At 56.4% G+C, this 26,545-nt stretch carries 28 protein-coding genes; 16 read left to right on the top strand and 12 right to left on the bottom strand.

Features of this window, described 5'->3' with window-relative positions; translation table 11 throughout:
• Positions 1-49 precede the first annotated feature (49 nt).
• Complete coding sequence (locus tag ACR0A1_RS05845; protein WP_480753380.1) at positions 50-823, top strand: beta-keto acid cleavage family enzyme; 774 nt, start codon at positions 50-52, stop codon at positions 821-823.
• Positions 820-2,136: an aspartate aminotransferase family protein gene (locus tag ACR0A1_RS05840; RefSeq protein ID WP_480866608.1), complete on the top strand. Its 1,317-nt coding sequence runs from the start codon at positions 820-822 to the stop codon at positions 2,134-2,136. Before ACR0A1_RS05845 ends, ACR0A1_RS05840 begins: the two co-directional genes overlap by 4 nt.
• Before the next feature lie 75 nt (positions 2,137-2,211).
• On the opposite strand, the gene infC is transcribed toward ACR0A1_RS05840, so the two are convergent.
• The 6 genes from infC to ACR0A1_RS05810 all read right to left on the bottom strand — a co-directional run bounded on the left by infC (position 2,212) and on the right by ACR0A1_RS05810 (position 7,057).
• A complete protein-coding gene (infC, locus tag ACR0A1_RS05835; protein ID WP_238528775.1) occupies positions 2,212-2,673 on the bottom strand; it encodes a translation initiation factor IF-3 in 462 nt (153 codons plus the stop codon).
• Between the two features lie 245 nt (positions 2,674-2,918).
• Positions 2,919-3,752, bottom strand: coding sequence for a ferredoxin--NADP reductase (locus tag ACR0A1_RS05830; protein WP_170393228.1), 834 nt, complete (start codon positions 3,750-3,752; stop codon positions 2,919-2,921).
• Positions 3,753-3,857: 105 nt separating this feature from the next.
• Positions 3,858-4,265 carry a DUF934 domain-containing protein gene (locus ACR0A1_RS05825; protein ID WP_170393227.1) on the bottom strand — a complete coding sequence of 136 codons (408 nt, stop codon included), beginning with the start codon at positions 4,263-4,265 and terminating at the stop codon, positions 3,858-3,860.
• Positions 4,262-5,023 (bottom strand): phosphoadenylyl-sulfate reductase, encoded by a 762-nt coding sequence (locus ACR0A1_RS05820; RefSeq protein WP_480569524.1) that lies wholly within the window; start codon positions 5,021-5,023, stop codon positions 4,262-4,264. Before ACR0A1_RS05820 ends, ACR0A1_RS05825 begins: the two co-directional genes overlap by 4 nt.
• Positions 5,013-6,677, bottom strand: coding sequence for a nitrite/sulfite reductase (locus ACR0A1_RS05815; RefSeq protein WP_170393225.1), 1,665 nt, complete (start codon positions 6,675-6,677; stop codon positions 5,013-5,015). The genes ACR0A1_RS05820 and ACR0A1_RS05815 overlap by 11 nt, the downstream gene beginning before the upstream one ends.
• Positions 6,678-6,742: 65 nt before the next feature.
• Positions 6,743-7,057, bottom strand: coding sequence for a DUF2849 domain-containing protein (locus ACR0A1_RS05810; RefSeq protein WP_170393224.1), 315 nt, complete (start codon positions 7,055-7,057; stop codon positions 6,743-6,745).
• Positions 7,058-7,302: 245 nt separating this feature from the next.
• Between ACR0A1_RS05810 and ACR0A1_RS05805 the strand changes: the two genes are divergently transcribed.
• Positions 7,303-7,776 carry an Lrp/AsnC family transcriptional regulator gene (locus tag ACR0A1_RS05805; RefSeq protein ID WP_010439761.1) on the top strand — a complete coding sequence of 158 codons (474 nt, stop codon included), beginning with the start codon at positions 7,303-7,305 and terminating at the stop codon, positions 7,774-7,776.
• Positions 7,777-7,882: 106 nt separating this feature from the next.
• Here ACR0A1_RS05805 and ACR0A1_RS05800 read toward each other — a convergent pair whose 3' ends face one another.
• Positions 7,883-9,064 (bottom strand): cytochrome P450, encoded by a 1,182-nt coding sequence (locus tag ACR0A1_RS05800; RefSeq protein WP_480866876.1) that lies wholly within the window; start codon positions 9,062-9,064, stop codon positions 7,883-7,885.
• A gap of 46 nt (positions 9,065-9,110) precedes the next feature.
• On the opposite strand from ACR0A1_RS05800, the gene ACR0A1_RS05795 reads away from it, so the two are divergent.
• From ACR0A1_RS05795 to ACR0A1_RS05765, 7 genes are all read left to right on the top strand, one after another.
• Positions 9,111-10,844: an ATP-binding protein gene (locus ACR0A1_RS05795; RefSeq protein ID WP_170421367.1), complete on the top strand. Its 1,734-nt coding sequence runs from the start codon at positions 9,111-9,113 to the stop codon at positions 10,842-10,844.
• Positions 10,841-12,070, top strand: a complete 1,230-nt coding sequence (locus tag ACR0A1_RS05790) for a sigma-54-dependent transcriptional regulator (RefSeq protein ID WP_170393221.1) — start codon at positions 10,841-10,843, stop codon at positions 12,068-12,070. Before ACR0A1_RS05795 ends, ACR0A1_RS05790 begins: the two co-directional genes overlap by 4 nt.
• 318 nt (positions 12,071-12,388) lie before the next feature.
• Positions 12,389-13,390 (top strand): DctP family TRAP transporter solute-binding subunit, encoded by a 1,002-nt coding sequence (locus ACR0A1_RS05785; RefSeq protein WP_480438504.1) that lies wholly within the window; start codon positions 12,389-12,391, stop codon positions 13,388-13,390.
• Between the two features lie 116 nt (positions 13,391-13,506).
• Positions 13,507-14,184: a TRAP transporter small permease gene (locus tag ACR0A1_RS05780; RefSeq protein ID WP_170393219.1), complete on the top strand. Its 678-nt coding sequence runs from the start codon at positions 13,507-13,509 to the stop codon at positions 14,182-14,184.
• A complete protein-coding gene (locus tag ACR0A1_RS05775; protein ID WP_170393218.1) occupies positions 14,184-15,560 on the top strand; it encodes a TRAP transporter large permease in 1,377 nt (458 codons plus the stop codon). The genes ACR0A1_RS05780 and ACR0A1_RS05775 overlap by 1 nt, the downstream gene beginning before the upstream one ends.
• A gap of 155 nt (positions 15,561-15,715) precedes the next feature.
• Positions 15,716-16,027 carry a DMT family transporter gene (locus ACR0A1_RS05770; RefSeq protein ID WP_480866603.1) on the top strand — a complete coding sequence of 104 codons (312 nt, stop codon included), beginning with the start codon at positions 15,716-15,718 and terminating at the stop codon, positions 16,025-16,027.
• 65 nt (positions 16,028-16,092) lie between these two features.
• Positions 16,093-16,539, top strand: a complete 447-nt coding sequence (locus tag ACR0A1_RS05765; RefSeq protein WP_170817714.1) for a nucleoside deaminase — start codon at positions 16,093-16,095, stop codon at positions 16,537-16,539.
• 9 nt (positions 16,540-16,548) lie between these two features.
• On the opposite strand, the gene tpiA is transcribed toward ACR0A1_RS05765, so the two are convergent.
• Positions 16,549-17,298, bottom strand: a complete 750-nt coding sequence (tpiA, locus tag ACR0A1_RS05760) for a triose-phosphate isomerase (RefSeq protein WP_480569543.1) — start codon at positions 17,296-17,298, stop codon at positions 16,549-16,551.
• A 120-nt stretch (positions 17,299-17,418) separates the two neighbouring features.
• On the opposite strand from tpiA, the gene ACR0A1_RS05755 reads away from it, so the two are divergent.
• Complete coding sequence (locus tag ACR0A1_RS05755; protein ID WP_170817716.1) at positions 17,419-18,333, top strand: 2-oxoglutarate and iron-dependent oxygenase domain-containing protein; 915 nt, start codon at positions 17,419-17,421, stop codon at positions 18,331-18,333.
• On the opposite strand, the gene ACR0A1_RS05750 is transcribed toward ACR0A1_RS05755, so the two are convergent.
• The gene (locus ACR0A1_RS05750) at positions 18,330-18,695 is read right to left on the bottom strand and encodes a HesB/IscA family protein (RefSeq protein ID WP_170465407.1); all 366 of its coding nucleotides are present in this window, start codon (positions 18,693-18,695) and stop codon (positions 18,330-18,332) included. The two genes, ACR0A1_RS05755 and ACR0A1_RS05750, sit on opposite strands and share 4 nt — an antisense overlap.
• 164 nt (positions 18,696-18,859) lie before the next feature.
• Here ACR0A1_RS05750 and ACR0A1_RS05745 point away from each other — a divergent pair, with 164 nt between their 5' ends.
• The gene (locus tag ACR0A1_RS05745; protein ID WP_170393212.1) at positions 18,860-19,183 is read left to right on the top strand and encodes a hypothetical protein; all 324 of its coding nucleotides are present in this window, start codon (positions 18,860-18,862) and stop codon (positions 19,181-19,183) included.
• 304 nt (positions 19,184-19,487) lie between these two features.
• Here the strand turns inward: ACR0A1_RS05745 and ACR0A1_RS05740 are convergent, their stop codons facing one another.
• The 3 genes from ACR0A1_RS05740 to ACR0A1_RS05730 form a co-directional block, all read right to left on the bottom strand.
• Positions 19,488-19,850: an SUF system Fe-S cluster assembly protein gene (locus tag ACR0A1_RS05740; RefSeq protein WP_170393211.1), complete on the bottom strand. Its 363-nt coding sequence runs from the start codon at positions 19,848-19,850 to the stop codon at positions 19,488-19,490.
• Between the two features lie 95 nt (positions 19,851-19,945).
• On the bottom strand, positions 19,946-20,224 hold the full coding sequence (locus tag ACR0A1_RS05735; protein WP_480866600.1) for an NfeD family protein: 279 nt from the start codon (positions 20,222-20,224) through the stop codon (positions 19,946-19,948).
• On the bottom strand, positions 20,224-21,114 hold the full coding sequence (locus ACR0A1_RS05730) for an SPFH domain-containing protein (RefSeq protein ID WP_170393209.1): 891 nt from the start codon (positions 21,112-21,114) through the stop codon (positions 20,224-20,226). Before ACR0A1_RS05730 ends, ACR0A1_RS05735 begins: the two co-directional genes overlap by 1 nt.
• 175 nt (positions 21,115-21,289) lie before the next feature.
• Here ACR0A1_RS05730 and ACR0A1_RS05725 point away from each other — a divergent pair, with 175 nt between their 5' ends.
• From ACR0A1_RS05725 to lon, 4 genes are all read left to right on the top strand, one after another.
• Positions 21,290-22,201, top strand: coding sequence for a nucleoside hydrolase (locus tag ACR0A1_RS05725; protein WP_480866598.1), 912 nt, complete (start codon positions 21,290-21,292; stop codon positions 22,199-22,201).
• Between the two features lie 63 nt (positions 22,202-22,264).
• Positions 22,265-23,395 carry a tRNA guanosine(34) transglycosylase Tgt gene (gene tgt, locus ACR0A1_RS05720; RefSeq protein ID WP_480866874.1) on the top strand — a complete coding sequence of 377 codons (1,131 nt, stop codon included), beginning with the start codon at positions 22,265-22,267 and terminating at the stop codon, positions 23,393-23,395.
• A 92-nt stretch (positions 23,396-23,487) separates the two neighbouring features.
• Positions 23,488-23,898, top strand: a complete 411-nt coding sequence (locus ACR0A1_RS05715) for a DUF6636 domain-containing protein (protein ID WP_170405494.1) — start codon at positions 23,488-23,490, stop codon at positions 23,896-23,898.
• A 233-nt stretch (positions 23,899-24,131) separates the two neighbouring features.
• Positions 24,132-26,540, top strand: coding sequence for an endopeptidase La (gene lon / locus ACR0A1_RS05710; protein WP_170393206.1), 2,409 nt, complete (start codon positions 24,132-24,134; stop codon positions 26,538-26,540).
• The last annotated feature ends 5 nt before the right edge of the window (positions 26,541-26,545 follow it).

The following is a 26,545-nucleotide window of genomic DNA, read 5'->3' as shown; positions in this document are numbered from 1 at the left end:
AAACGTTGGCAGGCTGTCTAATTCGGGATCGTGCAAAACAGGTGACGGAATGTCAGAGACTGGTTCGAGGATGGCGGGAAGGCCATATGTGTTGGTGGCTCCGAACGGGGCGCGGCGGGGGCATGGGGATCATCCTGCGCTGCCGATCACAACGGACGAAATCGTCAAAGCTGCGAAGACGTGCAATCGGGCAGGTGCGCAAGGCCTGCACCTGCATGTTCGTGATCAGGCGGGTCAGCATTCGCTTGATGCGGGTTTGTATTGTGAAACCATTGCTGAACTGCGTGCTGCGGCCCCTGATATGGACATCCAGATTACGACAGAAGCTGCTGGCGTTTTCGGCGTTCAAGCACAACTTGCTTGTTTGCAAAATGTGCGCCCGGACTGGGCTTCGATTTCGGTGCGCGAGATTGCACGGTCGCCCGAACTTGCGCCAAAGGTCTACGCTCTGTGCGCGGAACAAGGGACTCGTGTTCAGCATATCCTCTATGATGTCGCTGACGTTGAGTTACTGACCCATTGGCAGGCTGGGGGGGTGGTAAAATCGGATCAGGTCGACCGTCTGCTTGTCCTTGGTCGCTATGCCACGGCGCAGGAATCGAGTCCGAATGATCTGGATGTGTTTCCGCACAGCGCTGATCCATGGATGGTCTGTGCCTTTGGAGGGCAGGAGCATGCGTGCCTGCAAAAGGCCGCGCAGTTGGGTGGCGATGTGCGAGTGGGTTTCGAAAACAGCCTTGCAGGTCCGGATGGCCAGGCTTGGGCAGACAATGCTGCATCAGTCGCGGCGCTCATTAATCTTCTGAAAAGGACGTCGACATGAGTCACGTATTTCCACGCCATACAAAGTCGGAACTGCCTGAGGCCGCTGGTGGTGACGGCTGTTATCTCATCGACTCAACCGGCCGTCGCTATCTGGATTGTGGTGATGCTGCCGTTTCATGCCTCGGCCATTCCAACGCCGCTGTGGTCAAAGCGGTGCAGGATCAGGTGGCGCAGATTGCGTTTGCGCATACGGGCTTTATGACATCGGCACCGGCCGAGGCACTGGCCGATCTGCTGATTAAACACGCCCCCGGCGAACTGGACCGGGTCTACTTTGTCTCGGGCGGGTCAGAGGCGACCGAGGCTGCTATCAAACTGGCGCGGCAGTATTATCTGGAAACCGGCCAGCCTGAACGCCGTCATGTCATAGCGCGCCGACAAAGCTATCACGGCAACACTTTGGGTGCACTTTCGGCGGGTGGCAATGAATGGCGGCGGGCGCAGTTTGCACCGATGCTGATCGAGATGACACATATCGCTCCTTGCTATGAGTACGCCGAAAAGCCTGAGGATGAGAGCAGTTTTGAATATGGTCAGCGCGTTGCGAATGAGCTGGAGGCAGAAATCCTGCGCCTTGGGCCTGAAACGGTCATGGCTTTCATGGCAGAGCCGGTGGTTGGTGCGACGCTTGGGGCTGTTCCGGCAGTCGAGGGGTACTACAAGCGAATCCGTGAAATTTGCGATCAACACGGCGTTCTTCTGATCCTCGACGAAGTAATGTGCGGCATGGGGCGTACCGGGCATTTGTTTGCCTGTGATCATGACGATGTCGCGCCGGATATTCTTTGTATCGCCAAAGGGTTGGGGGCAGGGTATCAGCCTATCGGAGCGATGCTGTGTTCGGGTCGAATCTATGATGCGATCCGGGATGGATCGGGCTTCTTCCAGCATGGCCACACCTATATCGGTCATCCGGTCGCGACTGCGGCTGCGCTTGCCGTTGTACAGGAACTTACTTCTCGTGACCTGCCAGCGCGGGCCGGCGTAATGGGGGGCAAATTGCAGAGCATGTTGGAAAACAAGTTTGGCCAACACCCGAATTTCGGGGACATACGGGGCCGCGGCTTATTCCGAGGAATTGAGTTGGTCGAGGATCGGGATACGAAAACTCCGTTTGATCCGTCGCGTGGCCTAGCGGCCAAGATCAAGAAGGCCGCTATGGCCGAGGGATTGATCTGTTACCCGATGTCGGGAACGCGTGATGGACGCAACGGAGATCATATCCTCCTAGCACCGCCCTTTATCATCGAAGATGACCAACTGGTCGATCTTGTAGACAAGCTGGATCGGGCGATATCCTCGGTGATCTGATTTAGGCGAGAAGCCAGAAAACAAAGAAGCCCCTCCGATTTCGGAGGGGCTTTTGTCATTCTACAAAAAGAAAACCTACTTCTGTGGCAGCGGGCCAATCATCATGATCATCTGACGGCCTTCCATCTTGGGCATGTTCTCGATCTTGCCCAGATCCTTGACGTCTTCGGCCACACGTTCCAGCAGCTCACGCCCCAGGTTCTGGTGCGCCATCTCGCGGCCCCGGAAACGCAGGGTGACTTTGACCTTGTCGCCGTTCTCAAGAAACTTGAACACGTTGCGCATCTTGACGTCATAGTCATGCGTGTCGGTGTTGGGCCGGAACTTGACCTCTTTCACCTCAATGATCTTTTGCTTCTTGCGGGCTTCGCTTTCGCGTTTCTGCTGTTCGTACTTGAACTTGCCGAAATCCATGATTTTGCAGACCGGCGGGTTCGCGTTGGGCGAAATCTCAACCAGATCGAGGCCGACATCGGCGGCCATCTGCATGGCCTTTGCGGGATGAACCACCCCGACATTTTCACCTTCGGCGCCAATCAGGCGAATTTCGGGAGCACGGATCTTGTCATTGACGCGCGGGCCGGTATCTCGCTGTGGCGGCGCGTTGTGAGGTCTGCGGGCTATGGGTTCATTCCTTTGATGATTGCAGAATTTCGAGCCCGGAATTTAGACCGGGCTGAGAGGTGTTTCAAGCGGCATAAATTGCAAGCCGCATGAATTTTCCATGAATTTCGTGAGTTTTTGCCGGTTTAGGGTGTCGATAACTCCACCGGCAAACCCCATTAGCCCACAAATGCCTTTTCAATCACGAATTCCTTGGGTTCGGAATTTGCACCTTCTCGCAAGCCGAACTCTTCCAGAATTGCTTTGATGTCATGGTTGAAGGCAAGGCTGCCACAAACCATCGCGCGATCAGTATCTGGCTTGATACCACCTTCGATGCCCAGATCGGCAAATACGGTGCCGTCTTTCAACAGCTCGGTTATACGGCCCATCTTTGGGCTCTCTTCCCGCGTGGTGGTGGGATAATAGCGAATCTTGTCGGCGAAACCGTCACCAATTAGTTCGGCCAGCAACTCGTCCTGTTTGACGCTCTCGATCAACTCGCGACCGTAATCCAATTCAGCTACGTCGCGGCAGGTATGGGTGATGATAACCTCGTCATAATCCTCATAGGTCTGCGGTTCACGCAGCAGCGACGCGAAGGGCGCAAAGCCTGTGCCGGTGGCGAAGAACCAGATGCGCTTGCCGGGCAGCAATGCGTCATGCACCAGTGTGCCAACGGGTTTAGGCCGAAGGATGATCTGATCACCAGGCTGGATGTGCTGCAGTTTTGAGGTCAGCGGGCCATCCTGCACTTTGATCGAGTAGAATTCCAGTTCCTCATCCCATGAAGGCGAGGCGATGGAATAGGCGCGCAGCAGCGGTTTGCCGTTGTCGCCCAGCAGGCCGATCATCACGAACTCACCCGAGCGGAAACGAAGCGATGCAGGGCGCGACACCTTGAAAGAGAACAGGCGGTCGGTCCAATGTTTGACCTCGGTCACAGTCTGGGCGTCGGGCAGGACGGGGGCCTTAACGGCGGTTGCTTCACTCACGGATTTCATCTCTGTCATCATTTCACTGCCGGTCTGCTAAACCGGTATCTCCGTTTAATCTTTGATCCAAGTCAGGAAAAGGGGCAGATTGCCCCTTTCGTATCACAGGTCGGCGATGGCGGGTTAGCCGCGCAGGCGGGCCTGGTAGTTGTTGTCCTGCCAATTGGCCCGGGCCAACCACTGATCTTCGGGCTGCCGGTTCGCCAAGGTGTCATCAATTTCGACTTCGTCAAAGCCGCTACGACGCGCCATGGCGTATTGGTCTGCAAGAACATGGCCTTTTGCCCGCAGGCGACCTGTATAACCTTTCAGACGCAGAACGCGCGCGATCGTAAAGCCGCGCCCATCCGCTGAGGATGGAAAGTCCACGCGCACCATCTGGGCGCTGCCCAGCCGGTCAAACAGTTCATCGGGGTCAGTGTCCGAGGCGATATCCAGTGCAACCACGTCATTCGCTGCATCGTCCAGCGTGACATAGCCATCGGTCCAATCATCGGGGGCAAAGCCCTCGTCGTTTACGATTACGTTCATGTTTTCTCTCCGATGCGCACCATTTTTCCATCAACAAAATGGATGCCGCATTCTTCCTTGTTCTGATCGCGCCAGCGCCCGGCGCGGGGGTCTTCGCCTTCTTTGACCGGCGAAGTGCAGGGCGCACAGCCGATCGAGGGGTATCCTTTGGCCACCAGCGGATGCCGGGGCAGGTTGTTTTCTTCCATATAGGCGCGCACATCGTTGGGCGCCCAGTGGGCCAAGGGGTTGACCTTGATCCGGCCGGTTCCGTCCTCGACCTCGAAAAAGTCCAGCGCGGCACGGGTGCCGGACTGAAACCGTTTGCGCCCGGTGATCCAGCCACAATACCCAGTCAGAGCTTTCTGCAGCGGGAAGGTCTTGCGCAGGTTGCAGCAAGCATCGGTGTCACGCAGACGCAACGCGCCATAAGGATCGTCGCGCTGAACATCTCCATCCTCGGCGCGGATGATCTGCACATTGCGCAGGCCCAGACGCTCGCTGACCTCCTGCTGGTATTCCAGCGTTTCGGCAAACAGCATCTGGGTGTCCACGAACAGCACTGGGGTCATCTTGTCGACCACTGCAGCCATATGCAGCAACACCACCGATTCCGCGCCAAAGCTGGAGACCAGAGCAAGCTCCTCGATCTCGTCCAATGCGCCATGCATCACATCATGGGCACTGTGGTGGCGGAAGCGGGCGTTCAGCGCCTCGACCTTTTCGGTCAGTTCGGCGCGGTCAGCCCCCAGTTCCGTTTGGATCAGGTCAAGCGGCATTGGCCTGTGCCTCGGGGTAAAGCGCCGCCTTGAACGGTGCCATGCCAACGCGGCGATAGGTCTGCAAGAAGGTCTCTTCAGCGCTGTCGCGCTGCTCCAGATATGTGTCGACGATGCGCTCGACCGCCGGAACGATCTCGTCATAGGCGAAGCCCGGGCCAGTACGATCACCGATGGCTGCGGATTCGGTACCGTCACCACCCAAAGTGATCTGGTAGTTTTCGACGCCAGCGCGGTCCAGGCCAAGAATGCCGATGTGACCCACATGGTGGTGACCACAGGCGTTGATGCAGCCCGAGATCTTGATCTTCAGGTGGCCGATATCATGCTCCAGTTTCAGGTCTTCGAACCGGGTCGCGATTTCCTGCGCCACGGGGATCGAACGTGCCGTCGCCAGTGCGCAGTAATCCATACCGGGGCAGGCGATAATGTCGCTGATCAAGCCGATGTTGGCGGTCGCCAACTCGTATTCTTTCAGCGTCGCGTGGATCGCGGGCAGGTCGGATTTGTGGACATGCGGCAGGATTACGTTCTGCTCGTGGCTGATACGCAGTTCGTCATAGGCAAACTCTTCGGCCAGATCAGCCATTACGCGCATCTGCTCGGCAGTCGCATCGCCCGGCGTCTGGCCGTGCTTCTTGATCGAGATCGTGACGATCGCGTGGTCCGCGTTCTTGTGCGGCGCGATGTTGGTGTCGACCCACGAACGGAAGACCGGATCGTTGGTGTAGGCACTCTCGAACGAGGCAACCGAACCATCACGGAAGGCTGGAGGCGCAAAGTGGCCTTTGATTTTGTCCAGCAGGTTCATATCCGCGCCTTTGAATTGCGGGCGAACCTTCAAAAAGCGTTCGTTCACTTTGGCACGGATGGCGTCGATACCATGCTCGTGCACGGTGATCTTGATACGTGCCTTGTACTTGTTGTCGCGACGGCCGATCTGGTTCCACACGGAAACGGTGGCCTCAAGATAGGCCAGCAGGTCGTCAAAGGCGACGAATTCCGATAGCTCTTTGCCGATCATGGGCGTACGGCCCAGACCACCGCCAACGATGACGCGGGCACCCAGAACGCCATCACGCTCAACCAATTGCAGACCGATGTCATGCGCCTTGATCACGGCGCGGTCATTCTCGCTGCCGGTGATGGCGATCTTGAATTTGCGCGGCATGAACTGGAATTCAGGATGGTCGGTCGACCACTGGCGCAGCAGTTCGGCATAGGGGCGCGGATCAGCGACCTCATCCGCGGCGGCACCGGCGAAATGATCGGCGGTCACGTTGCGGATGGTGTTACCCGAGGTCTGGATGGCGTGCATGCCAACCTCGGCCAGTGCGTCCAGCATATCCGGCACGTCGTTCAGTTTCGGCCAGTTGTACTGAATGTTCTGACGGGTGGTAAAATGGCCGTAACCTTTGTCCCATTTCTCGGCCAGCAAAGCGAGCTGACGCATCTGAGCACTGGACAGCGTGCCATATGGAATAGCGACCCGCAGCATATAAGCGTGCAATTGCAGATACAGACCATTCATCAGGCGCAGTGGCTTGAATTCGTCTTCAGTCAGCGAACCGTCAATGCGACGCTCAACCTGCGCACGGAACTGCGCGTTGCGTTCTGCCAAAAATGCTGTGTCGAACTCGGAGTAGCGATACATGTTTAGCTGTCCTTAGTTGCAGCCCCGGACCCGGGGCCTTGAAGGGGAGAGAGAATGGCCTGAGATCAGGCCCGAGGCTGCGGGGAGGTTTCCTGTTTGCCGTGGGCATAGTTGGACGGACCAGTCCGGCGGAAATCCTCCCGAAAATGGGTGGGTTCGGGGCCGTTTTCTCCGGCCACCGCGTCGGCAAGATAGGCGCCGACGATCTTGTTGGCCTGACGCGCGGCATCCAGCAGACGAACCTGCGCGTGAGCTTCGTCCGTGATCAGTTCGGCATCGGACAACTCGCGCGACCACCGGTCATCTTCGGTCTGGTAAATCACATCACCTTCCAACAAGTCGTTGGCGGTGACGACTTTGGGGGTAAAAGCGCGGGCCATCAGGCAAGCTCCTTATTGAAAGCCGAGACTACGTGCGGGTATTGCGCAATTCGGGCGACGCCGGGTTTGTGAATGCGCATATTTGTTTGTTTGACCTGCATCGGATCATCTCGTGACTGATTTGACTTGAGTGCCAATATAGGAAATATTCCCGTCAAATCGCCATATGCGCGAAGAAATAAGAACAAACGTTCTATATGCGGTGAGTGAAAGAAGGTTTGTTCTGAATTGGAAGGGAAATTGGAATGTCGGTGCGAATAGACGACACGGATCGGAAAATTCTAGCCGAGCTGCAACGGGATGCCAGCCAGTCGCTTGACGAAATCGCAGCCCGTGTAGGGAGCTCCAAGACGCCGGTTTGGAATCGCATTCGCAAGCTGAAGGGGGCAGGAGTCATTGGCCAGCAGACCGTATTGCTGGATGCCGAAGCGTTGGGCTTTGAGGCCACATTCTTTGTGCTGATCCGTACGTCGGAACATGAAGCGGAGTGGCAGCAGAAGTTCCTGAAAGCGTTGCGCGATCGTCCAGAGGTTCAGGAAGCGCACCGTTTGGCGGGAGACATTGATTACATTCTGAAAGTGCGCGTCAAGAACGCGCGTGCGTATGATGCGTTTTATCAGGCGTTGATTTCAGAGGTGCGAGTGCACAACGTAACAGCCTTGCTTTCGATGGAAGAGATCAAATCGACCACCATGCTACCACTGAAGTCTGTCGGATAGGATGAAGCGTGAATGGGGGCGCCGCCCCCGCCGCCCGAAGGCGACTCCCCCGAGATATTTATGGCCAGATGAAGCACGGATCCGGGTTTCTTGACAGGATATTAAGTCAGCCCGTTACCATGAGTTTGGTCAGCCCGTGGAAATGGTAGCTGTCCGAATATTGCGGCTCTGCCGTCAGCTTTAGCTTTGGGCATTGCTGGAACAGGATGGGCAGGGCGATCCGCATCTCAAGCCGGGCCAGCGGAGCGCCCACACAGAAGTGAAGGCCACCACCAAAGCTAGTATTGGCGCTTACATCTCGCATCGGGTCGAATGTATCGGGTTGGGACCAAGCAGCAGGGTCACGATTGGCTGCGCCCAGAAGCAAGGCAACTTCGTCACCACGCGCAAAGCGGTGACCGAAGAGTTCAATGTCTTCATAGGCATAGCGTCTGAACATGTGCAGTGGTGGATCGAAACGCAGGATTTCCTCGACTGTGCTATCGATGGTGCCAGGCGTCAGGACATACTGCTGTGTACCCGTTGTTAATATAGTCTTCACGCCATTGCCGATGGCGTGCACGGTGGCTTCGTGACCGGCGTTCAGCAACAAAATGCAGGTCGTGATCAGTTCGTCGCGCGAGAGTTTTTCACCATCTTCCTCTGCCGCGATCAACCGGGTGATCAGATCGTCACGCGGGTCAGTGCGGCGTTTTTCGATGTATTTTTCGAGATAGGTGGTAAAGGCTTGTGTGGCGCGGACGGCTTCGTCTTCGGTCTGGCGCGTCCGGTTTGCCTGATACATGGCCACCATGGCGTGCGACCACTGCAACAGTTGCGGTGCCATGTCTTCCGGCACACCAAGCAGACGGCAGATCGTGATCACGGGGACCTGGGTGCAATAGGCCTCCAGCAGATCGAAGGGGCCAGCGGGGAACTGCTTGATCAAATCGTGGCACAACTGTTCAGTGGACCCCTCAAGCGCCGTGATCGCGCGAGAGGTAAACGCCCGCAGAACCAGAGAACGCAATCGAGTATGACGCGGGGGTTCAAGCTCTAACATCGAATGGGATTCGACTTCTAGCCAGGGTGCAAGATGGTCTGGGCCGGGTTTTGCAAGTTCCGCCGGGATTTCACGCCCGAAGCGCCGATCGCGCAGCAGAATTTGCACCGCTTTGTGCGAGACAGCCGCGACAAGGCCGTAGTCTTTCCAGTAGAACAGATCGCCCGACTGACGTGCGCTGTCATAAAAGGGGTATGGGTTTTGCACGAATGCCGGGTCGGTCGGGGATTGGGTCAGCGTCTTCATGCGGTGCAGACTTGCCATGGCGGCTGCTGAATGCAAGACCCTAGATATGCAACGTTTTTGGATCATAGCCGGTTTCTTATGCGCGGTCGGATTGCTGTCAGCGGCGGTCTGGACTTATGGCTATCGTCAGGCCCTGTCGCAACTGAGCGAGAAGGCCGAGGCTGATTTGGAACTGGCCGCCGACCGTCTGAGCACGCAAATGCAGGTCTATCAGGAAGTGGCCGCCTTGATGGCGGATCATCCTGCTTTGCAGGAGCTAGAAACATCAGAACAGCAACGGGCCGCCCGAAAGGTGCTGCTGGATGTGGCAGACAAAACCGCTGCCGTTAACGTTATGTACCTGAATCCGGAGGGTCAGGTTCTTGTCGCGGCCCAACCGGTGACGCAGCGCGATATGTCCGCACATCCGGCCTTCGAGCGCGCCATGCAGGGGGCCCTGGGCAGCGCGCATGGGGTCGAAGACGCAAGCGGCGATCGCATCTATTCATATGCGGCCCCTGCATTTGGGGAATTGGGGCAGATACAAGGCGCGTTGATGGTTCTGGCCGATGTGCAGGACGTTGAACAAACTTGGCGCGGTAGCACCGATGCGGTGTTTTTCGTTGATACGGATGGGGTTGTCTTTATCTCGAACCGATCGGATCTGCTACTATGGCGCCGCGGGCAAGGGCAGCAGGGCCTGATGTCACCCGAAGGTGAGAATGTCGATTTCGCCTCAACCTGGATTGCGGGATATGAAGTGTGGAAGCTCAATTGGGGTCGCTATCTGCCCCGTCGCGCCCTGCATCTGACGCTCGATCTTCCGGTGATTGCGATGACCGCAGAGATGCTGGTTGATGTCGCCCCGGCGCGCCGGTTGGCGGGGTTACAGGCGGCAGCGGTTGCGGCGATCTGTTTCGCCTTTGGTGCGTTGTTGTTTCTGGCCTCGGAACGCCGTCGGACACTTGCAGAGGCAAATACCGTGCTGGAAAGCCGGGTCGCGCAACGTACGCGCGCCTTGACGGCGGCTAATAGCGCTTTGCGCCACGAAGTTGCCGAGAGGCAGGAGGCGGAGGCCGCGCTCAAACAAGCGCAGGCCGATTTGGTTCAGGCTGGTAAGTTGAGCGCTTTGGGCAAGATGTCGGCTGGCATCAGTCATGAATTGAACCAGCCCTTGATGGCGATTCAGCAGTTCGCCGACAACGGGTCCGCCTTTCTTGAGCGCGGCAAGGGCCAGAGAGCTGGCGAAAATCTGGGCCGCATTTCCGATATGGCCGCACGCATGGCGCGGATCATCAAGAACCTGCGGGCCTTTGCGAGAAATGAAAGCGAACCAATGGGGCGCGTTGATCTGGTTCAGGTTCTGAACACTGCCACAGAATTGACCGAGGCGCGCCTGCGCGATGAGAACGTCGCGTTGGAGTGGGTGCCGCCAAAGACTGCGGTCTATGCTTGGGGTGGAGAGGTGCGACTGGTACAGGTGTTTGTCAACCTAATCAATAATGCAGCGGATGCGATGGTCGATCGACCGACGCGCAGGATATTGGTCACTCTGTCAGGGGGGAAGCCTATTCGCGTGTCGGTGCGGGATACCGGACCCGGCATCGAGGACCCCGACCGCGTGTTTGAGCCGTTCTACACCACAAAAACAGTTGGGACGTCCGAGGGGATGGGTCTGGGGCTGTCGATATCCTACGGTCTGGTTCAGAGCTTCGGGGGGGATATTCGCGGTGCCAACACGGACGAGGGTGCTGAATTCACGGTTGAACTGGAACCCTTTGAAGAAGATGAGGCAGCATGATCCGCAAAGTGCTTTTGGTCGATGATGATGCCGCCGTACGTGAGGCCTTGGCGCAAACCCTCGAATTGGCCGAGTATGAACCGGTCACCGCGGGATCTTTCGTGGCCGCAAAGGATCATATTCATCGTGACTTCGGCGGTGTGATCATCTCGGATATTCGCATGCCGGGGCGGGATGGGTTTCATCTGCTCGCATACGCGCGCGAGGTTGATCCTGAACTTCCGGTGGTATTGCTGACAGGTGAAGGCGATATCCCGATGGCGGTACAGGCCATGGGGCAGGGAGCATTTGATTTTCTGGAAAAGCCCTGTGCAGCAGCGGATTTATTGGCGGTACTCGAACGAGCCTTTGCCGCGCGCGCAGAAATTCTGCAGGAACGCGAGCAACGGCGCGAACTTGAGCGTGGCGATCCCGCAGCACGCATGCTGTTTGGGTTGTCAGATCAAGCCGAGGCCTTGCGTGAGCGAGTGCGGAGCGTAGCGCCAACACGGGCCGAGGTACTGGTTACCGGGCCAGCGGGTAGCGGAGTTTCAAAGGTCGCTGAAGTTGTCCATCTGATGTCTCCGGTTGGACAGGGGCCATTTGTCAAACGCCCTGCCTCAGGCCTGAACCCGGATGATTTGTTGCGTGTCTGTAAGGATGCGGCAGGCGGATCGCTGTATCTGGATGAGATCTCGGCGATGTCGGATGCCACGCAATACGCCGCGCTGGAACTGATCGAACAAGGGACGGAAGCCAGAATCATCGCAGGGGCAACGGCCGATTTGTCGGACCTTACTGCACAGGGAAGGTTCAATGCCGATCTGTTCTATAGGTTGGATGTCATGCGGGTGCGAATCCCGGCCCTGTCAGAACGGCCCGAGGATATCCCCGTCATCTTTCGCCGCTATGTGGCGCAGGCCGCTGAGCAGGCCGGGATTGCGGAGCCTGAAGTGACACCCGAGCATCTGGCCTCGCTGATGGCGCAGGATTGGCCGGGCAATGCCCGATCGTTGATGTCGGCGGCAATGCGGTTTGTGTTGGGGATGCCGGATGAGGTTGCACAGGCCGCTGATCTGGGGTTGAGCGAGCAATTGGCGCGGGTTGAGAGGTCTTTGCTGATTGCAGCCCTTGGGCGCCACAATGGCAAGGCTGCGGATGCAGCCAAAGCACTGAAGCTGCCGCGCAAAACTTTTTATGACAAGCTGACCCGCTACCACATCAGGCCAGAAGACTATCGTCGTTAGCAAAACACTTCCGCTAGGGCGAGCCGCGGTTGCGCTGCGTCTTAAGCGAGCGATTCGCTCGCATCGATTCGGATATTGTGCGGAAATTCGCACAAGGTGCTGACTGCCTGTGCGAAAAATCGCACAGCGTAGTTCTGCCGAAACACCAGATTTATAACGGACATCATTTAACCGTAAGAAATTATTTGGAAAAAACAGATTTCAGCAACATCTAAACAAAATGTTGAGAGTGAGGAGCCGATTCGGTTCACTCCGCAACATACGGCGCTGATTGGGCGCTCGATGGAAGTTTTAGGGAAGTCTGGGAGGATAAGACTGATGAAATTCCTGACAACGGCAGCAACCGCAATCGCACTGTCCGTGACAGCGACCGCTGGTGTAGCAGCTTGCGATGATGGCGAGATCGTCGTGAAGTTTGCGCATGTGACCAATACGGATAAACACCCCAAGGGCATCGCCGCTTCGCTGCTTGAGCAGCGCGTCAATGACGAGATGAACGGCGTGATGTGCATGGAGGTTTATCCGAACTCCACTCTTTACAACGATGACAAGGTTCTTGAAGCGATGCTGCAGGGCGACGTGCAGTTGGCCGCGCCCTCGCTGTCGAAGTTTGAGAAGTTTACAAAGCAATTCCGCCTGTTCGATCTGCCGTTCATGTTCAAGAACATCGATGCTGTGGATGCGTTCCAAGCCTCGGCTGATGGTCAGGCGATGAAAGACAGCATGCAGCGCCGCGGCCTTCAAGGGCTGGCATTCTGGCACAATGGCATGAAGCAGATGTCTGCGAACAAGCCGTTGGAAGATCCTTCGGATGCGAACGGCCTGAAGTTCCGCGTTCAGTCTTCGGACGTATTGGTTGCCCAGATGGAAGCAATTGGTGGCAGCCCTCAGAAGATGGCGTTCTCGGAAGTGTACGGTGCTCTGCAACAGGGCGTTGTTGACGGGCAGGAAAACACCTGGTCGAACATCTACGGCAAGAAGTTCTTCGAGGTGCAGGACGGCATCACAGAAACGAACCACGGTATAATCGATTATCTGGTTGTAACCTCAGTTGACTGGCTGGACAGCCTGGAGCCTGAAGTTCGCGATCAATTCCTGACGATTCTCGCCGAAGTGACCGAGACCCGTAACAAGGAGGCCTTTTCCGTAAACGAAGCTGCCAAGGCTTCGATCACTGACGCAGGGGGCATCATCCGGGAACTGAACCCCGAGCAGCGCCAGGCCTGGGTCGATGCGATGAAGCCAGTCTGGGACAAATTTGCCGGTGACGTTGGTCAGGACAAGATCGACGCCGCACAGGCGATCAACGCCGGGTTCTGATCCCGGTTCAAGCCACGCGTCCGGGGACTGGGGAGTTATGGACGCATAGGCTGGGCGGGCCTTAATGGCCCGCCACACTCCCACCACTCTCATCAAAAAAATGCGGGGACAGAGAGATGTCTGGTGCGAAACCCGGCCAAGGCGGGCTGGTCGACCATATCGAAGAAACCATGATTGCGTGCCTGTTGGGTCTGATGACAATTGTCACCTTCGCCAATGTGATCGCGCGGTTTGTATTCAATTCTAACATTCTTTGGGCGCTGGAACTGACAGTATTCACCTTCGGTTGGTTGGTGCTGCTGGGTGCGTCTTATGCAGTGAAAAAGCATGCACATCTGGGTGTTGATGCGATCCTGAACATGCTGGCCCCCGCGCCACGCCGGGTTTTAGCGTTGATAGCCGTTGCTTGCTGTCTGGTGTTTTCTCTGCTCCTGCTCAAGGGTTCGTATGACTACTGGGCAGTGTTTGCCGATCTGCCGCCCACCTCGGGTCGCTGGTTTCCGACCGGCTTTGACATGAGTGCGCGCAGCCAGAGCTTCTATGAAGTTGATGATATCCCGATGGTCGCGCCGCTGCGGTTTCTGGAAGATATGATCAACTATGGCGAATATTACGAGAAACTGCCCAAGGTCGTTCCGTATTTCGTTCTGCCTCTTTCGATGTTGCTGCTGGTGATCCGTTTCGCACAGGTCGCAGTACAGATTTGGCGCGGTGAAACTGATCGCCTTGTAGCTAGCCACGAGGTTGAGGACGAGATCGAAGAAGTCCGCGCCCAGCAGGGGGAGCATGACTGATGGACGTCGTACTACTTTTCTCGATGGTCATTGGCCTATTGTTGATCGGCGTTCCGATCGCGGTGGCACTTGGTCTCAGCTCGACCCTCTTCCTGCTGATCTATTCCGACAGCTCATTGGCTTCGGTCGCTGGCACGCTGTTCGAGGCATTTGAGGGGCATTTCACCCTCTTGGCTATCCCGTTTTTCATTCTCGCGTCATCTTTCATGACCACAGGTGGAGTGGCGCGGCGGATCATCCGGTTCTCGATCGCTTGTGTGGGGCACTTGCCCGGAGGTCTGGCAATTGCTGGCGTCTTCGCTTGTATGTTGTTTGCGGCCTTGTCCGGTTCGTCTCCGGCGACAGTTGTGGCCATCGGATCGATCGTCATCGCTGGCATGCGTCAGGTGGGCTATTCCAAGGAATTCGCCGCCGGTGTGATCTGTAACGCAGGGACACTGGGCATTCTGATTCCGCCATCAATCGTGATGGTGGTCTATGCGGCAGCCGTGGAGGTTTCGGTCGGGCGGATGTTCCTTGCGGGCGTTATTCCGGGTTTGATGGCTGGTCTGATGCTGATGATCACCATTTACGTCATGGCCAAGGTCAAGAACCTTCCCAAAGGCGATTGGAAAGGTTGGGGCGAAGTCTTCACGTCAGCACGCGAGGCCGGTTGGGGTCTGTTCCTGATCGTCATCATCCTCGGCGGTATCTACGGAGGTATCTTTACCCCAACCGAGGCCGCGGCTGTTGCTGCCGTCTATGCGTTCCTGATCGCAAGTTTTGTCTACAAGGATATGGGTCCGCTCAGCACTGAAGGGGATGCGCAGAACATCTCGCTGCTCAAGAAACCCTATGCGTTGATCACGGCCTTTGTGCACCCCGACACCAAGCATACACTTTTCGAGGCGGGCAAGCTGACTGTCACGCTGCTGTTCGTGATCGCCAACGCGCTGATCCTGAAACATGTGCTGACGGATGAGCAGGTGCCCCAGCATATCGCAAGCGCCATGCTATCGGCGGGTCTGGGGCCAGTGACTTTCCTGATTGTGGTCAACGTGATCCTGCTGATCGGTGGCCAGTTCATGGAGCCCTCAGGTCTGCTGGTCATTGTGGCCCCCCTGGTGTTCCCGATTGCTATCGAGTTGGGTATCGACCCGATCCATCTGGGCATTATCATGGTGGTCAATATGGAGATCGGGATGATCACGCCTCCGGTCGGGTTGAACTTGTTCGTAACCTCGGGCGTGGCGGGTATGCCGATGATGAGTGTTGTGAAGGCAGCGTTGCCGTTCTTGGCCGTGCTGTTCGTCTTCCTCATCATGGTTACGTATATCCCGTGGATTTCGACATTCCTGCCCAACACATTCATGGGGCCTGAGATCATAACCAACTAGATCGGTTAAACCGAGCATATGAACCGGGCGGTGTAATCCGCCCGGTTTTTTGTCTTGAAACTGATGCCCAAACGCATATCTGAGGGTCAGAGGACGACCTCACCATCATGGACGATTATTCGGGACGACCCGATCTCGGAAAGTGAGGTGTTCTTATGCCCTGGGTATTACTGTTGTTTGCTGGCCTCCTCGAAATCGTCTGGGCCGTCGCGATGAAGCAGACCGCTGGTTTCACGCGGCTGTGGCCGACGGCGATCATGGGTGTTGCGATGATCGGGTCATTTGGCCTGCTTGCAATGGCCATGCGGGATCTGCCGCTTGGCACCGCCTATACGATCTGGACCGGGATCGGCGCAGTAGGGGCGTTCACTGTTGGCGTCCTATTCCTGGGCGAAGCGCTGACGCCCATGCGGATCGGCGCTGCGATTCTAATCGTGACGGGTTTGGTCATCATGAAACTGGCCTAAGCGTTGACCGCCGTTGTGGTGTCGGGCAGCTTTGCGAAACAACTCCGAACAAAGGACACCTGCATATGCTGACCGACACCGATGCACGCTTGCTCCGCGTCGCCTATGATGAGGCGAAAGCTGGATTTGACGAAGGAGGCTGCCCAATCGGTTCAGTGCTTGCGCGGGGTGGTGAGGTCGTTGCGCAAGGGCGTAATCAGCGTGTCCAACTGGGCGACCCGATTGCCCATGGGGAAATGGATGCGCTGCGCAAGGCAGGGCGGCAGAAGACCTATCGCGATACTGTGCTCTATACCTCGCTGTCGCCTTGCATGATGTGTTCTGGCACGATCGTACAGTTCGGTATCCCGCGTGTTGTGATCGGAGACACCGTGAATTTTGGCGGCAATGAGGACTTCCTGCGCGATCGCGGTGTCGAGGTCATCATCGCAGATGACCCGGACTGCATTGCATTGATGAAGCGTTTTATCGAAGAGAAGCCCGCGCTTTGGGCCGAAGATATTGCCGAATGAGGTTGGCGATCAGGCGCTTTCAAGCGCCTGAATGATGCCCGAGAAATCATTTGCTTTCAGACTGGCGCCACCCACCAACGCTCCGTCAACATTTGAAACGCCAAAAATCTCGGCAGCATTACCGGGTTTGACCGATCCGCCATACAGCAGGCGGACTGACCGGCCGACACCTTCGCCAAATCGGCGTTCCAGACGTGCGCGTATGAAATCGTGCACTTCTCCGATCTCTTCCAAAGTCGGAACCTTACCGGTGCCGATGGCCCAGATCGGCTCATATGCGACAATCAGGTTCTCGCCTGTCGCTTGATCCGGGATCGAACCTGACATCTGTCCACCGATGATATCCAGAGTATTTGCTGCTTCGCGCTGCTCAAGGCTTTCACCGACGCAGATGATCGTCTTCAGGCCTGCATCCATGGCGGTGCGTGCTTTGGCACGGATGTCTTCGTTCTGCTCAGCATGATCTTCACGGCGCTCGGAATGGCCAAGGATCACTGCGCTCGCCCCTGCATCCAACAGCATCTCGGCACTCAGATCCCCGGTATGCGCACCCGAGAGCGCCGCGTGGCAGTCTTGGCCGCCAACGGCAATGCCCGAACCTTCAACCGTATTTGCCGCGCGATGAAGCAAAGTGGCTGGTGGGCATATCAGGATTTCTACCGCAGAAGATGGGTGCGAGGCTTTCAACGCTTCCAACTCGCTCAGCGCAACGCCAGTTCCATTCATTTTCCAGTTGCCTGCCGCCAACTTACGCCGCATCGCGATCCCTCCGGTTTTCTGCTTTGAACCCTCGGATATCACCCGCAGGCGGGGCTGACAATTCCGGTTGCATAGCGCTACGTGCCGGGACACATTGCGCGCGTTGTTGCGGAGGATGGCATGATAGACGATCTCGATCTCGCCAAATTGGATCTGCGTGATCCAGCTGAAATGGAAAAGCTGAGACATGCTGTTCGCCAGATCGGATTTCTAACAATCTCCAATTCCGGCCTCGATGCCGCCCGTGTGCAGCTGGTGATTGACGCGTATCGCGATTTTTTTCGTCAACCCGATGAGATCAAGCAGAGCGTCGATATGGCAGCTACGGGTGCCAACCGCGGTTGGGGTGCGCCGCGTTCCGAACAGGTGGATCTCAGGGCGAACCCGGATTTCAAAGAAGTCTTTGATAGCGGTTTTGAACTGCCAGCCGATGATCCCTATGCGGGGCGGGGATTAAGTGTGTATGCCCCAAATCTCTGGCCAGACGGGGCTGACGCCTTTCGGAGAACGATCCAGAGTTACTATTCAGACGCTTGCTCAGTTGCCATTCGCGTTTTGCGCGCGATTGCGATTGCCATCGGTAGGGATGCAAACAGTTTTGATGCCGCCTTTGATACACCAATGGCGCTGCTGCGCGGTAACTTCTATCCGCAACGCCCTGATTGGGCGGGAGAAAAGGACTTTGGTATCGGCGCGCATACGGATTATGGCTGCCTGACTTTGCTGGCCACGGACGGCACTCCGGGTCTGGAAGTTCGTATGCCTGATGGAGATTGGCAAGCTGTAAACGCCACGCCGGGACAATTCATAATCAATTTCGGGGAGATGCTGGAGTTTTGGACGGCAGGAGAAGTCAAAGCGACCGAGCATAGGGTCAAAGGCAGCGTGAACGAGAGGATCTCGGTTCCGTTGTTCTTTAATCCTTCTTACGACACAAATGTTGCGCCGCCGGGTTCATGCGCCACGATCCGCGCCGGAGAGCACCTGACGCGGCGATTTAATGAGACCTACGTCCACCTAAAAGCTGCGAGTTAGCGTTGTTCAGCCAAGGTTTCGTCGAACTTGATCGATTCTCCGCATCCGCATGCATCGACTACATTCGGGTTTCGGAACTTGAAACCGGCCTCAAGCAGTGAAACCTCGTAGTCGATCTCGGTTCCGAACAGGAACATCTGTGCCATCGGGGCGATCATTACACGCGCGCCATCCTGCTCGACCACTTCGTCGTTCGGGTCGGCATCATCGACGTAGTCCATGGTGTATTCCATCCCCGCACAGCCGCCTTTCTTGACGCCAATGCGCAATCCGGTGTGACCGCCGGATTTCATAAGCCGAACAATCTGTTCAGCAGCTTTAGGTGTCATGGTCACGGCTTGTTTGCCGGGAATGCCAAACATGGTGGGCTCCGTTATCGCGCGTTATCTCTAATCTAAGGCCGACACGCGCCGGGCTCAAGAGAGAGCCTGTTCAAATACACACTCCGCGCAGGGTTGTCACGATGGTGCGCGAAGCTTTAGCGTATCTGAAGTAAAGGACAGGCATTCCAGAGAGGTTTGGATCGATGAGAGCGCAGAACTGGGCAGGAGCAGCCATTTTCACATCTATGTTGCTGGCGTCCGCGTCTGCGGCACTTGCGATAGATGACACAAAACGGCACCCGGTCAACTGTGCTACCGCACCCGGTGATCTGCGCGCAATCGCAGCTGAAAAGAAACATGCCGAGGACCAGCAGGCTGAAAGCGTGTTCTCGATCCTCCCTGCCGGTGCCTTGCTGGGTCTCGTCACAGGAACCGAGAGCAAGCACCTGAAGATGCTGTCAGGCGACTATATAAAAGAGCTGGACGCGCGCGCTGCTGAAATCAAGTCGACCTGTAACATCGAATAATCAATCAAAAAGGGCCGCTCTCGGGCAAGAGCGGCCCGGAATGGGCCCATTGAATGGGGGATGGCTATGGTCAGAGGCCCATGCAATTCTCGAAGTATGTCAATTTAGCGGGGCAATCGGATAAGACGCCCGCTACTCGACATCCTGCGCCAGCACGTCCAGCAGATCGAAAAACGCATGCTTAATCACTGGGTCAGTACCTGAGGACCTTGTGACCCAGCATTGTGACAACATGAAAACGGTTAAGTAACACGCAGTACACCGTTTTGTAACATCGCCATGTTTTTTGTGAGTAAGTCGAGAGTTACATGAAACCCAGCTCAAGCCGGGCTTCATCTGACATCATTTCCATGCCCCAAGGTGGCTCCCAAGTCAGTTCGACGTCGACCTCTTTGACGCCAGCAACGGGTTCGATTGCTTCCACGATCCAACCGGGCATTTCGCCTGCGACAGGACAACCTGGCGCAGTGAGGGTCATGATCACCTTGACCGCGTTTTCTCCGGTGATGTCGATCGTATAGATCAGACCGAGATCGTAGATATTGACCGGTATTTCTGGGTCAAACACCGTCCGGCAAGCTTCGACCACGGGTTCGTAGAGCGGGTGATCGATGGTCGAGGGAGCGATCAGAGGGCTGCCTTCGAACTGTTCACTGGGGTGGGTCATTGATGCCTCGGGTCTGTTACCTGAGAAATTATATAGGGAAAGTGCCGGGCAGCGTCCAGAGGTGCCGTGGCGCCTGATTTGGGCGCCACGACAGATCAGTCGTTGATGTCGTGCTTGAAGGTTTTGACCTGACCGTGCGGCAGGGCAAACATACGGCGCAGAACCAGCCATGCGACCAGTGACAGAACAGCAAATATCAACATCAGAACGGGCAGGGATGGCGTGAGGCCAGGGATCAGCAAAACCACTCCGGTAATGGCTGCACCGATGGCAAAACCCAGGAAAATGAAGCCGGGCAGCGCGACCTCAAGGATGCCCAGAGCAAGCGCTCCGGCCAACCAAATCCACCACGTCAGCCAGAAAGGATCGGCCATCATTTTCCTCCTTTAAGCATGTTAAAGGCATTGCCGAAGGCTTCAAGTGCGTTTGCAGGCACAACGATGGTCTGCGAGCCGGTGCCGTTGCCCAGGGCGTTCAGCGATTCCACCTGTTTCAACGCAACCTGATACTGTGCCGCTTCAAGCCCGTTGTCTTGAATGGCCTTTGCCACGACCTGAGTCGCATAAGCTTCGGCCTCAGCCGAGATTCGGCGGGCCTTGGCGGTCTGCTCTGCCGCATAAAGTTCGGCATCTGCTTGCAGCTCAACGGCACGCTTTTGGCCCTCGGCCTCGGTCACCTGTGCACGGCGGGCACGTTCGGCGTTCAATTGCTGCAACATCGCGTCACGAGTGGCCTGATCAAGATTTACGTCCAGAATCTCGGCGCGGGTTACTTCGATCCCCCAATCGTCAACAGCGGTTTCTACGCTTTCCTGAATACGTTCAATCAGTTGCGCCCGGTTCGATTGCACTTCATCCAGGTCCATCTTGCCGATCTCGGCGCGGACGATACCGGCTACAGTCGTTGCAATCGCACCGTCGACATCGCGGATGCGATAAACCGTCTTTTCTGGCTCGAGAATGCGGTAGAACACCGAGGTATCGATCTGCACCAGAACGTTGTCCTTGGTAATTGCGTCTTGCGTTGCGTTTGGCAACTGACGCTCAAGGATGGATATCTTGTGGCGGGCAACATCTAGAAAAGGAACGATAAAATTGATCCCGGGCCCAAGCACCGAATGCAGGCGGCCAAACCGTTCAACCACGTACTTTTCGGATTGAGGCACGATTTTGATGCCTTTGAATATGACAATGGCAATAAGCGCCGCTGCCAGCAGGTAGATAATGTTCGAAGTAATCAGTCCGATAATCTGGTCTTCTATCATACTGTCCTCATTTATTGTGTACTATGGTATACATATGGGGATTGAGTCGCTCAATTTCAACTCTGGTATGGATTGTGCTGGCCGGAATGCAAATCGGTGAAAACGTTCATACCGGCCAGAAATTCCCTTTTGTGGCAGCTTTGCATCCCACTAGTGTTTGCGTTATCGGACGAGGATGAAACTGATTATCGATACAGACCCCGGCATCGACGACGCAATGGCCATTGCCTATGCCGCCGCTGCGTCCGAAATTGACCTGATCGGCCTGACCACCGTGTTCGGCAACACCCATGTGCATCAATCCAGCCGCAATGCGCGGTTTCTGGTGGACAAACTGAGGCTGGGCATACCCGTGGCCCAAGGCGCGCCATTCGCTTTGGGGGAGACCACGCATTCACCTTCGGAACATGTGCACGGCCCCGAAGGCTTTGGTGACCTGACCCAGATTGAAGAGATCGGTGAAAACCACGCCCTGTCCGCCGCAGAGTTTCTTGTCGACATGGCGCGCGGCCATCGCGGAGAGCTGGTCGTATGCGCGGTTGGGCCATTGACCAATATCGCTGATGCCATGCGATTGGACCCTGAGTTTGCAGAGAATCTTGGCAAGCTCGTCATCATGGGCGGGGCCGTGTACTGCCCGGGCAACATCACCGAACATGCCGAGGCGAATATCTATCACGATGCCAAAGCTGCAGACGAAGTCTTTGCCGCGCCGCCGCCTACGATTCTGGTGGGATTGGATGTGACTCTGAAAACGCTCTACGAGACCGCTGATTTTGAGGCGCTCGCTGAACGTTCCCCTGACATGGGTGGTTTTCTGCGTGATATCTCGCGCTTCTATTTAAAGTTCTACAAAGAGATCGGTGGGCTTGAAGGGTGCGGACTGCATGACTCGACTGCCGTTATCGCCTGCACCCATGAACCGATGTTCGAAATGGTCGAAACGGGTTTGCAGGTGGCGTTGGACGGGGCTGAGATCGGTGCGACTCGTCCTAACCCTGCACGGCCACCAGTGCGAGTGTGCCGGGATGTCGATGGGGCAGGGGTGGTGCGCCTGTTTACGGACCGTGTAGCCTCGCTGCCCTGACGGGTTGCAATGCCCTTGCAGATCGGGCAAAGCCTGCCCGGTTCAGCGATCCAAGGCGTTACCATGACCCAGCGATTTTCTTTCGACCTGAAAGCCACCGATGGCAAGGCCCGCACTGGCGTGATCAACACGCCGCGCGGTGAGGTGCGGACGCCGGCGTTCATGCCTGTGGGCACAGCCGCGACCGTCAAGGCGATGATGCCGGAAAGTGTGCGTGCCACGGGTGCCGATATTCTGTTGGGCAACACCTATCATCTGATGCTGCGCCCAACGGCCGAGCGGATCGATCGTTTGGGAGGCCTGCACAAGTTCATGAACTGGGACCGGCCCATCCTGACGGATTCTGGCGGATTTCAGGTGATGTCGCTGGCCGGTCTGCGCAAACTGACCGAGAAGGGCGTGACCTTTAAATCTCACGTCGATGGCTCGAAGCACGAATTGACGCCGGAACGGTCGATGGAAATCCAGCGGCTTTTGGGCTCGGACATCGTCATGTGCTTTGATGAATGCCCCGCGCTGCCCGCAGATAGCGACCGTATCGCCGAGTCCATGCGCCTTTCGATGCGGTGGGCCGCGCGGTCGCGCGAAGCGTTTGGAGACCGCCCCGGACATGCCCTGTTTGGGATCATGCAGGGCGGGCTGGAACAAGATCTTCGGGAAGAAAGTGCCGAGGCACTTAAGCAGATCGGTTTTGAAGGCTACGCCGTCGGCGGCCTTGCCGTGGGTGAGGGGCAGGAGGCCATGTTCAGCTGCCTTGACTATGCGCCTGACTTCTTGCCCCAGGATAAACCGCGTTATCTGATGGGCGTAGGCAAGCCTGATGATATCGTAGGTGCCGTTGCACGCGGGATAGATATGATGGATTGCGTTCTACCTTCGCGGTCGGGTCGCACCGGGCAGGTGTTCACGCGTTACGGTGTGGTCAATATCAAGAACGCCCGCCATGCTGACGACCCACGCCCGCTGGATGAGAACTGCACATGCCCCGCGTGTTCAAGTTATTCTCGGGCCTACTTGCATCACGTGTTCCGCTCGAATGAGATGATCTCGGGCATGCTGCTGACTTGGCACAATCTGCATTACTTTCAGGAAATCATGCAGGGAATGCGGGACGCGATTTCACAGGGCACATTCGCAGAGTGGCAATCGCAATTCCACGCGCTTCGGGAGCAAGGCGATATTGAACCGCTGTAGATTGTGGCCATTGCGGTGACAAACGCGGTATTTTTTGCTATACTGTTCGCGCATTATTTACCATTTTCATTTGTTTTGTTCAGGAGGATTCAATGCCTCGCTTTATTGTTTCTATCGCAATCGTTCTTTGCGCATCGACATCTCTTGCGGATGTCTGGACCTTCGAAACCCCGTCCGAGAATATTCAGTGTGTCGTCGGGCAGGGGGCGAGTGTTTCGGACCTGTCTTGCACCATAATTGAGCGCAGCGGAGCGCCTGCGTTCCCGCGCCCGGCGGATTGCCAGTCGGACTGGGGACATGATTTTTTCATGACCAATACGGGCGCCGTCCGCATGCTGTGCCAACCAGTCAGCCATAACCGGGACGGATTTGACCGTGCAGACTACGGCGTAACCGGAGAGTTTGGCGGGTTCGTCTGCCATTCCTCGAAAAAGGGCTTGGAATGTAGAAACGAAGTCGGTCATGGCTTCTTTTTGTCGCGAGCTAAGCAGAGGGTGTTCTGATCCACGCTGGATGATTTGTTGCCCGTTTTAATGCTGGGTTCGCTAAAATCGGTGGATATGTCTGTCGGATGCCTTGAAGTCCCCAAATCATCGGGTCATGCTGCATCACGACAAATGACGATGAGGTTGAAATGGGGGAACAGGTGCCCCACCTTTATCGTCCAAGACAGGAGATGGCCAAAGGTTGCCTGAATCAGGGACCAGCGCCGTCTTGCCAATGATAAGGATAGAGCATGCAAGAGCCTCTGAATTCCTCATACCCCGTCCTGCCGCTGCGCGATATCGTGGTCTTCCCACACATGATCGTGCCGCTGTTCGTGGGCCGTGACAAATCGGTCCGCGCCCTGGAAGAGGTGATGCAGGATGACAAGCAAATTCTGTTGTCCAGCCAGATTGATCCCGGTGAGGATGATCCGGAAATCGACGGTATCTACCGTTCGGGCGTTCTGGCCAATGTACTGCAACTGTTGAAGCTGCCCGATGGCACCGTCAAGGTGCTGGTCGAGGGTCAGGCGCGTGTGCAGATCACGGAATTTCTTGAAAACGATCAGTTTTTCGAAGCCCGCGCCGAGTATCTTACCGAGATTCCAGGTGATGTAACCACCACCGAAGCACTGCTGCGCACCGTCGCGGACGAGTTCGAGCGCTATGCCAAAGTGCGCAAGAACATCCCCGAAGAAGCGCTGGCCGCTGTTGGTGAAACCACCGAGCCTGCAAAGTTGGCCGACCTTGTGTCAGGTCATCTGGGCATCGAGGTTGAACAGAAACAGGAACTGCTTGAGACTCTCTCGGTGAGCGAGCGGCTTGAGAAGGTCTATGGCCTGATGCAGGGCGAAATGTCGGTTCTGCAGGTCGAGAAAAAGATCAAGACCCGCGTCAAATCCCAGATGGAGAAGACGCAGCGCGAGTACTATCTGAATGAGCAGATGAAAGCCATTCAGAAGGAGCTTGGCGATGGTGAGGACGGCAGCAACGAAGTTGCCGAACTGGAAGCCAAGATCAACGAGACCAAGCTGTCGAAAGAGGCGCGCGAAAAGGCCGAAGGTGAGCTGAAAAAGCTTAAGAACATGTCGCCCATGTCGGCTGAAGCGACCGTTGTGCGCAACTATCTGGACTGGATCCTGTCACTGCCGTGGGGCACCAAATCTCGCGTTAAAAAGGATCTGGGTCGCGCGCAGGACATTCTGGACGCCGATCATTATGGACTTGAGAAAGTCAAAGAGCGGATCGTCGAATATCTGGCGGTTCAGCAGCGCTCGAAAAAGCTGAAAGGCCCGATCCTGTGCCTTGTTGGCCCTCCGGGTGTGGGTAAAACCTCGCTGGGTAAATCGGTCGCAAAAGCCACGGGGCGCGAATTCATTCGCATCTCGCTGGGTGGTGTGCGCGACGAATCTGAGATTCGTGGCCACCGTCGGACTTATATCGGGTCGATGCCCGGCAAGATCATTCAGGCGCTGAAGAAGGCGAAAACCACAAACCCTCTCATCCTGCTCGATGAAATCGACAAGATGGGGCAGGATTTCCGTGGCGATCCAGCCTCGGCGATGCTGGAGGTGTTGGACCCGGAACAGAACAACACGTTCATGGATCATTATCTTGAGGTCGAATATGACCTGTCCAACGTGATGTTCCTGACCACGTCTAACAGCTACAACATGCCTGGGCCTCTGCTAGACCGGATGGAGATCATCCCGCTGGCCGGTTACACCGAAGAGGAAAAGAGCGAGATCGCCAAGCAACACCTGATCGACAAACAGGTCAAAAACCATGGTCTGAAAGCCAAGGAGTTTGAGCTGACCGATGAGGCGCTGCAATCGATCATTCGCACCTATACCCGCGAGGCGGGTGTGCGGAACCTCGAACGCGAAATCGCCAAAGTGGCGCGGAAATCGTTGACCAAGATCATCAAGAAAGAGGCGGAGACCGTAAAGGTGACGCCCGACAATCTGGATGATTTTCTTGGAGTGCCCAAGTTCCGTTATGGCTTGGCTGAACAGGACGATCAGGTTGGTGTAGTCACTGGCTTGGCCTGGACTTCGGTCGGTGGTGATCTGCTGCATATCGAGGCTCTGAAACTGCCCGGCAAAGGGCGGATGAAGACCACTGGTAAGCTGGGCGATGTGATGAAGGAATCGATCGACGCGGCGTCGTCTTACGTCCGATCAATTTCGCCTCAGATCGGGGTTAAACCGCCGCAGTTCGACAAAATCGATATCCACGTGCACGTGCCCGATGGTGCGACGCCAAAGGATGGTCCGTCTGCGGGCTTGGCTATGGTGACCTCGATTGTTTCGGTCCTGACCGGTATTCCTGTGCGCAAGGACATCGCCATGACAGGCGAGGTTTCGCTGCGCGGCAACGCGATGCCGATTGGCGGGCTGAAAGAAAAACTGCTGGCTGCCCTGCGTGGCGGGATCAAGACCGTCCTCATTCCCGAAGAGAATGAGAAGGATCTGGCGGATATCCCCGACAACGTGAAAGAAGGGCTGGAGATCATCGCGGTCAAACACGTCTCGGAGGTACTAGAGCAGGCGTTGATACGTAAGCCCGAGTCAATTGAGTGGGATGAGGCCGCTGAAGAGGCCGCTGCCGCTGCCGCCAAGGCGGCCGAAGGGGCAGGACCGTCGGCAACAGCCCACTAAGCCTG

The sequence above is a fragment of the Ruegeria sp. D6 genome, from assembly GCF_056534365.1.
This window is presented reverse-complemented; position numbering and strand designations above follow the sequence as displayed.

Excerpts from the sequence above, each read along its gene's own strand:
- ACR0A1_RS05845 (WP_480753380.1), top strand. The coding sequence starts at position 50 with ATGTCAGAGACTGGTTCGAGGATGGCGGGAAGGCCATATGTGTTGGTG.
- ACR0A1_RS05840 (WP_480866608.1), top strand. The coding sequence starts at position 820 with ATGAGTCACGTATTTCCACGCCATACAAAGTCGGAACTGCCTGAGGCC.
- ACR0A1_RS05830 (WP_170393228.1), bottom strand. The coding sequence starts at position 3,752 with ATGACAGAGATGAAATCCGTGAGTGAAGCAACCGCCGTTAAGGCCCCC.
- ACR0A1_RS05825 (WP_170393227.1), bottom strand. The coding sequence starts at position 4,265 with ATGAACGTAATCGTAAACGACGAGGGCTTTGCCCCCGATGATTGGACC.
- ACR0A1_RS05820 (WP_480569524.1), bottom strand. The coding sequence starts at position 5,023 with ATGCCGCTTGACCTGATCCAAACGGAACTGGGGGCTGACCGCGCCGAA.
- ACR0A1_RS05815 (WP_170393225.1), bottom strand. The coding sequence starts at position 6,677 with ATGTATCGCTACTCCGAGTTCGACACAGCATTTTTGGCAGAACGCAAC.
- ACR0A1_RS05810 (WP_170393224.1), bottom strand. The coding sequence starts at position 7,057 with ATGGCCCGCGCTTTTACCCCCAAAGTCGTCACCGCCAACGACTTGTTG.
- ACR0A1_RS05805 (WP_010439761.1), top strand. The coding sequence starts at position 7,303 with ATGTCGGTGCGAATAGACGACACGGATCGGAAAATTCTAGCCGAGCTG.
- ACR0A1_RS05800 (WP_480866876.1), bottom strand. The coding sequence starts at position 9,064 with ATGAAGACGCTGACCCAATCCCCGACCGACCCGGCATTCGTGCAAAAC.
- ACR0A1_RS05795 (WP_170421367.1), top strand. The coding sequence starts at position 9,111 with ATGCAACGTTTTTGGATCATAGCCGGTTTCTTATGCGCGGTCGGATTG.
- ACR0A1_RS05790 (WP_170393221.1), top strand. The coding sequence starts at position 10,841 with ATGATCCGCAAAGTGCTTTTGGTCGATGATGATGCCGCCGTACGTGAG.
- ACR0A1_RS05785 (WP_480438504.1), top strand. The coding sequence starts at position 12,389 with ATGAAATTCCTGACAACGGCAGCAACCGCAATCGCACTGTCCGTGACA.
- ACR0A1_RS05780 (WP_170393219.1), top strand. The coding sequence starts at position 13,507 with ATGTCTGGTGCGAAACCCGGCCAAGGCGGGCTGGTCGACCATATCGAA.
- ACR0A1_RS05775 (WP_170393218.1), top strand. The coding sequence starts at position 14,184 with ATGGACGTCGTACTACTTTTCTCGATGGTCATTGGCCTATTGTTGATC.
- ACR0A1_RS05770 (WP_480866603.1), top strand. The coding sequence starts at position 15,716 with ATGCCCTGGGTATTACTGTTGTTTGCTGGCCTCCTCGAAATCGTCTGG.
- ACR0A1_RS05765 (WP_170817714.1), top strand. The coding sequence starts at position 16,093 with ATGCTGACCGACACCGATGCACGCTTGCTCCGCGTCGCCTATGATGAG.
- tpiA (WP_480569543.1), bottom strand. The coding sequence starts at position 17,298 with ATGCGGCGTAAGTTGGCGGCAGGCAACTGGAAAATGAATGGAACTGGC.
- ACR0A1_RS05755 (WP_170817716.1), top strand. The coding sequence starts at position 17,419 with ATGATAGACGATCTCGATCTCGCCAAATTGGATCTGCGTGATCCAGCT.
- ACR0A1_RS05750 (WP_170465407.1), bottom strand. The coding sequence starts at position 18,695 with ATGTTTGGCATTCCCGGCAAACAAGCCGTGACCATGACACCTAAAGCT.
- ACR0A1_RS05745 (WP_170393212.1), top strand. The coding sequence starts at position 18,860 with ATGAGAGCGCAGAACTGGGCAGGAGCAGCCATTTTCACATCTATGTTG.
- ACR0A1_RS05740 (WP_170393211.1), bottom strand. The coding sequence starts at position 19,850 with ATGACCCACCCCAGTGAACAGTTCGAAGGCAGCCCTCTGATCGCTCCC.
- ACR0A1_RS05735 (WP_480866600.1), bottom strand. The coding sequence starts at position 20,224 with ATGGCCGATCCTTTCTGGCTGACGTGGTGGATTTGGTTGGCCGGAGCG.
- ACR0A1_RS05730 (WP_170393209.1), bottom strand. The coding sequence starts at position 21,114 with ATGATAGAAGACCAGATTATCGGACTGATTACTTCGAACATTATCTAC.
- ACR0A1_RS05725 (WP_480866598.1), top strand. The coding sequence starts at position 21,290 with ATGAAACTGATTATCGATACAGACCCCGGCATCGACGACGCAATGGCC.
- tgt (WP_480866874.1), top strand. The coding sequence starts at position 22,265 with ATGACCCAGCGATTTTCTTTCGACCTGAAAGCCACCGATGGCAAGGCC.
- ACR0A1_RS05715 (WP_170405494.1), top strand. The coding sequence starts at position 23,488 with ATGCCTCGCTTTATTGTTTCTATCGCAATCGTTCTTTGCGCATCGACA.
- lon (WP_170393206.1), top strand. The coding sequence starts at position 24,132 with ATGCAAGAGCCTCTGAATTCCTCATACCCCGTCCTGCCGCTGCGCGAT.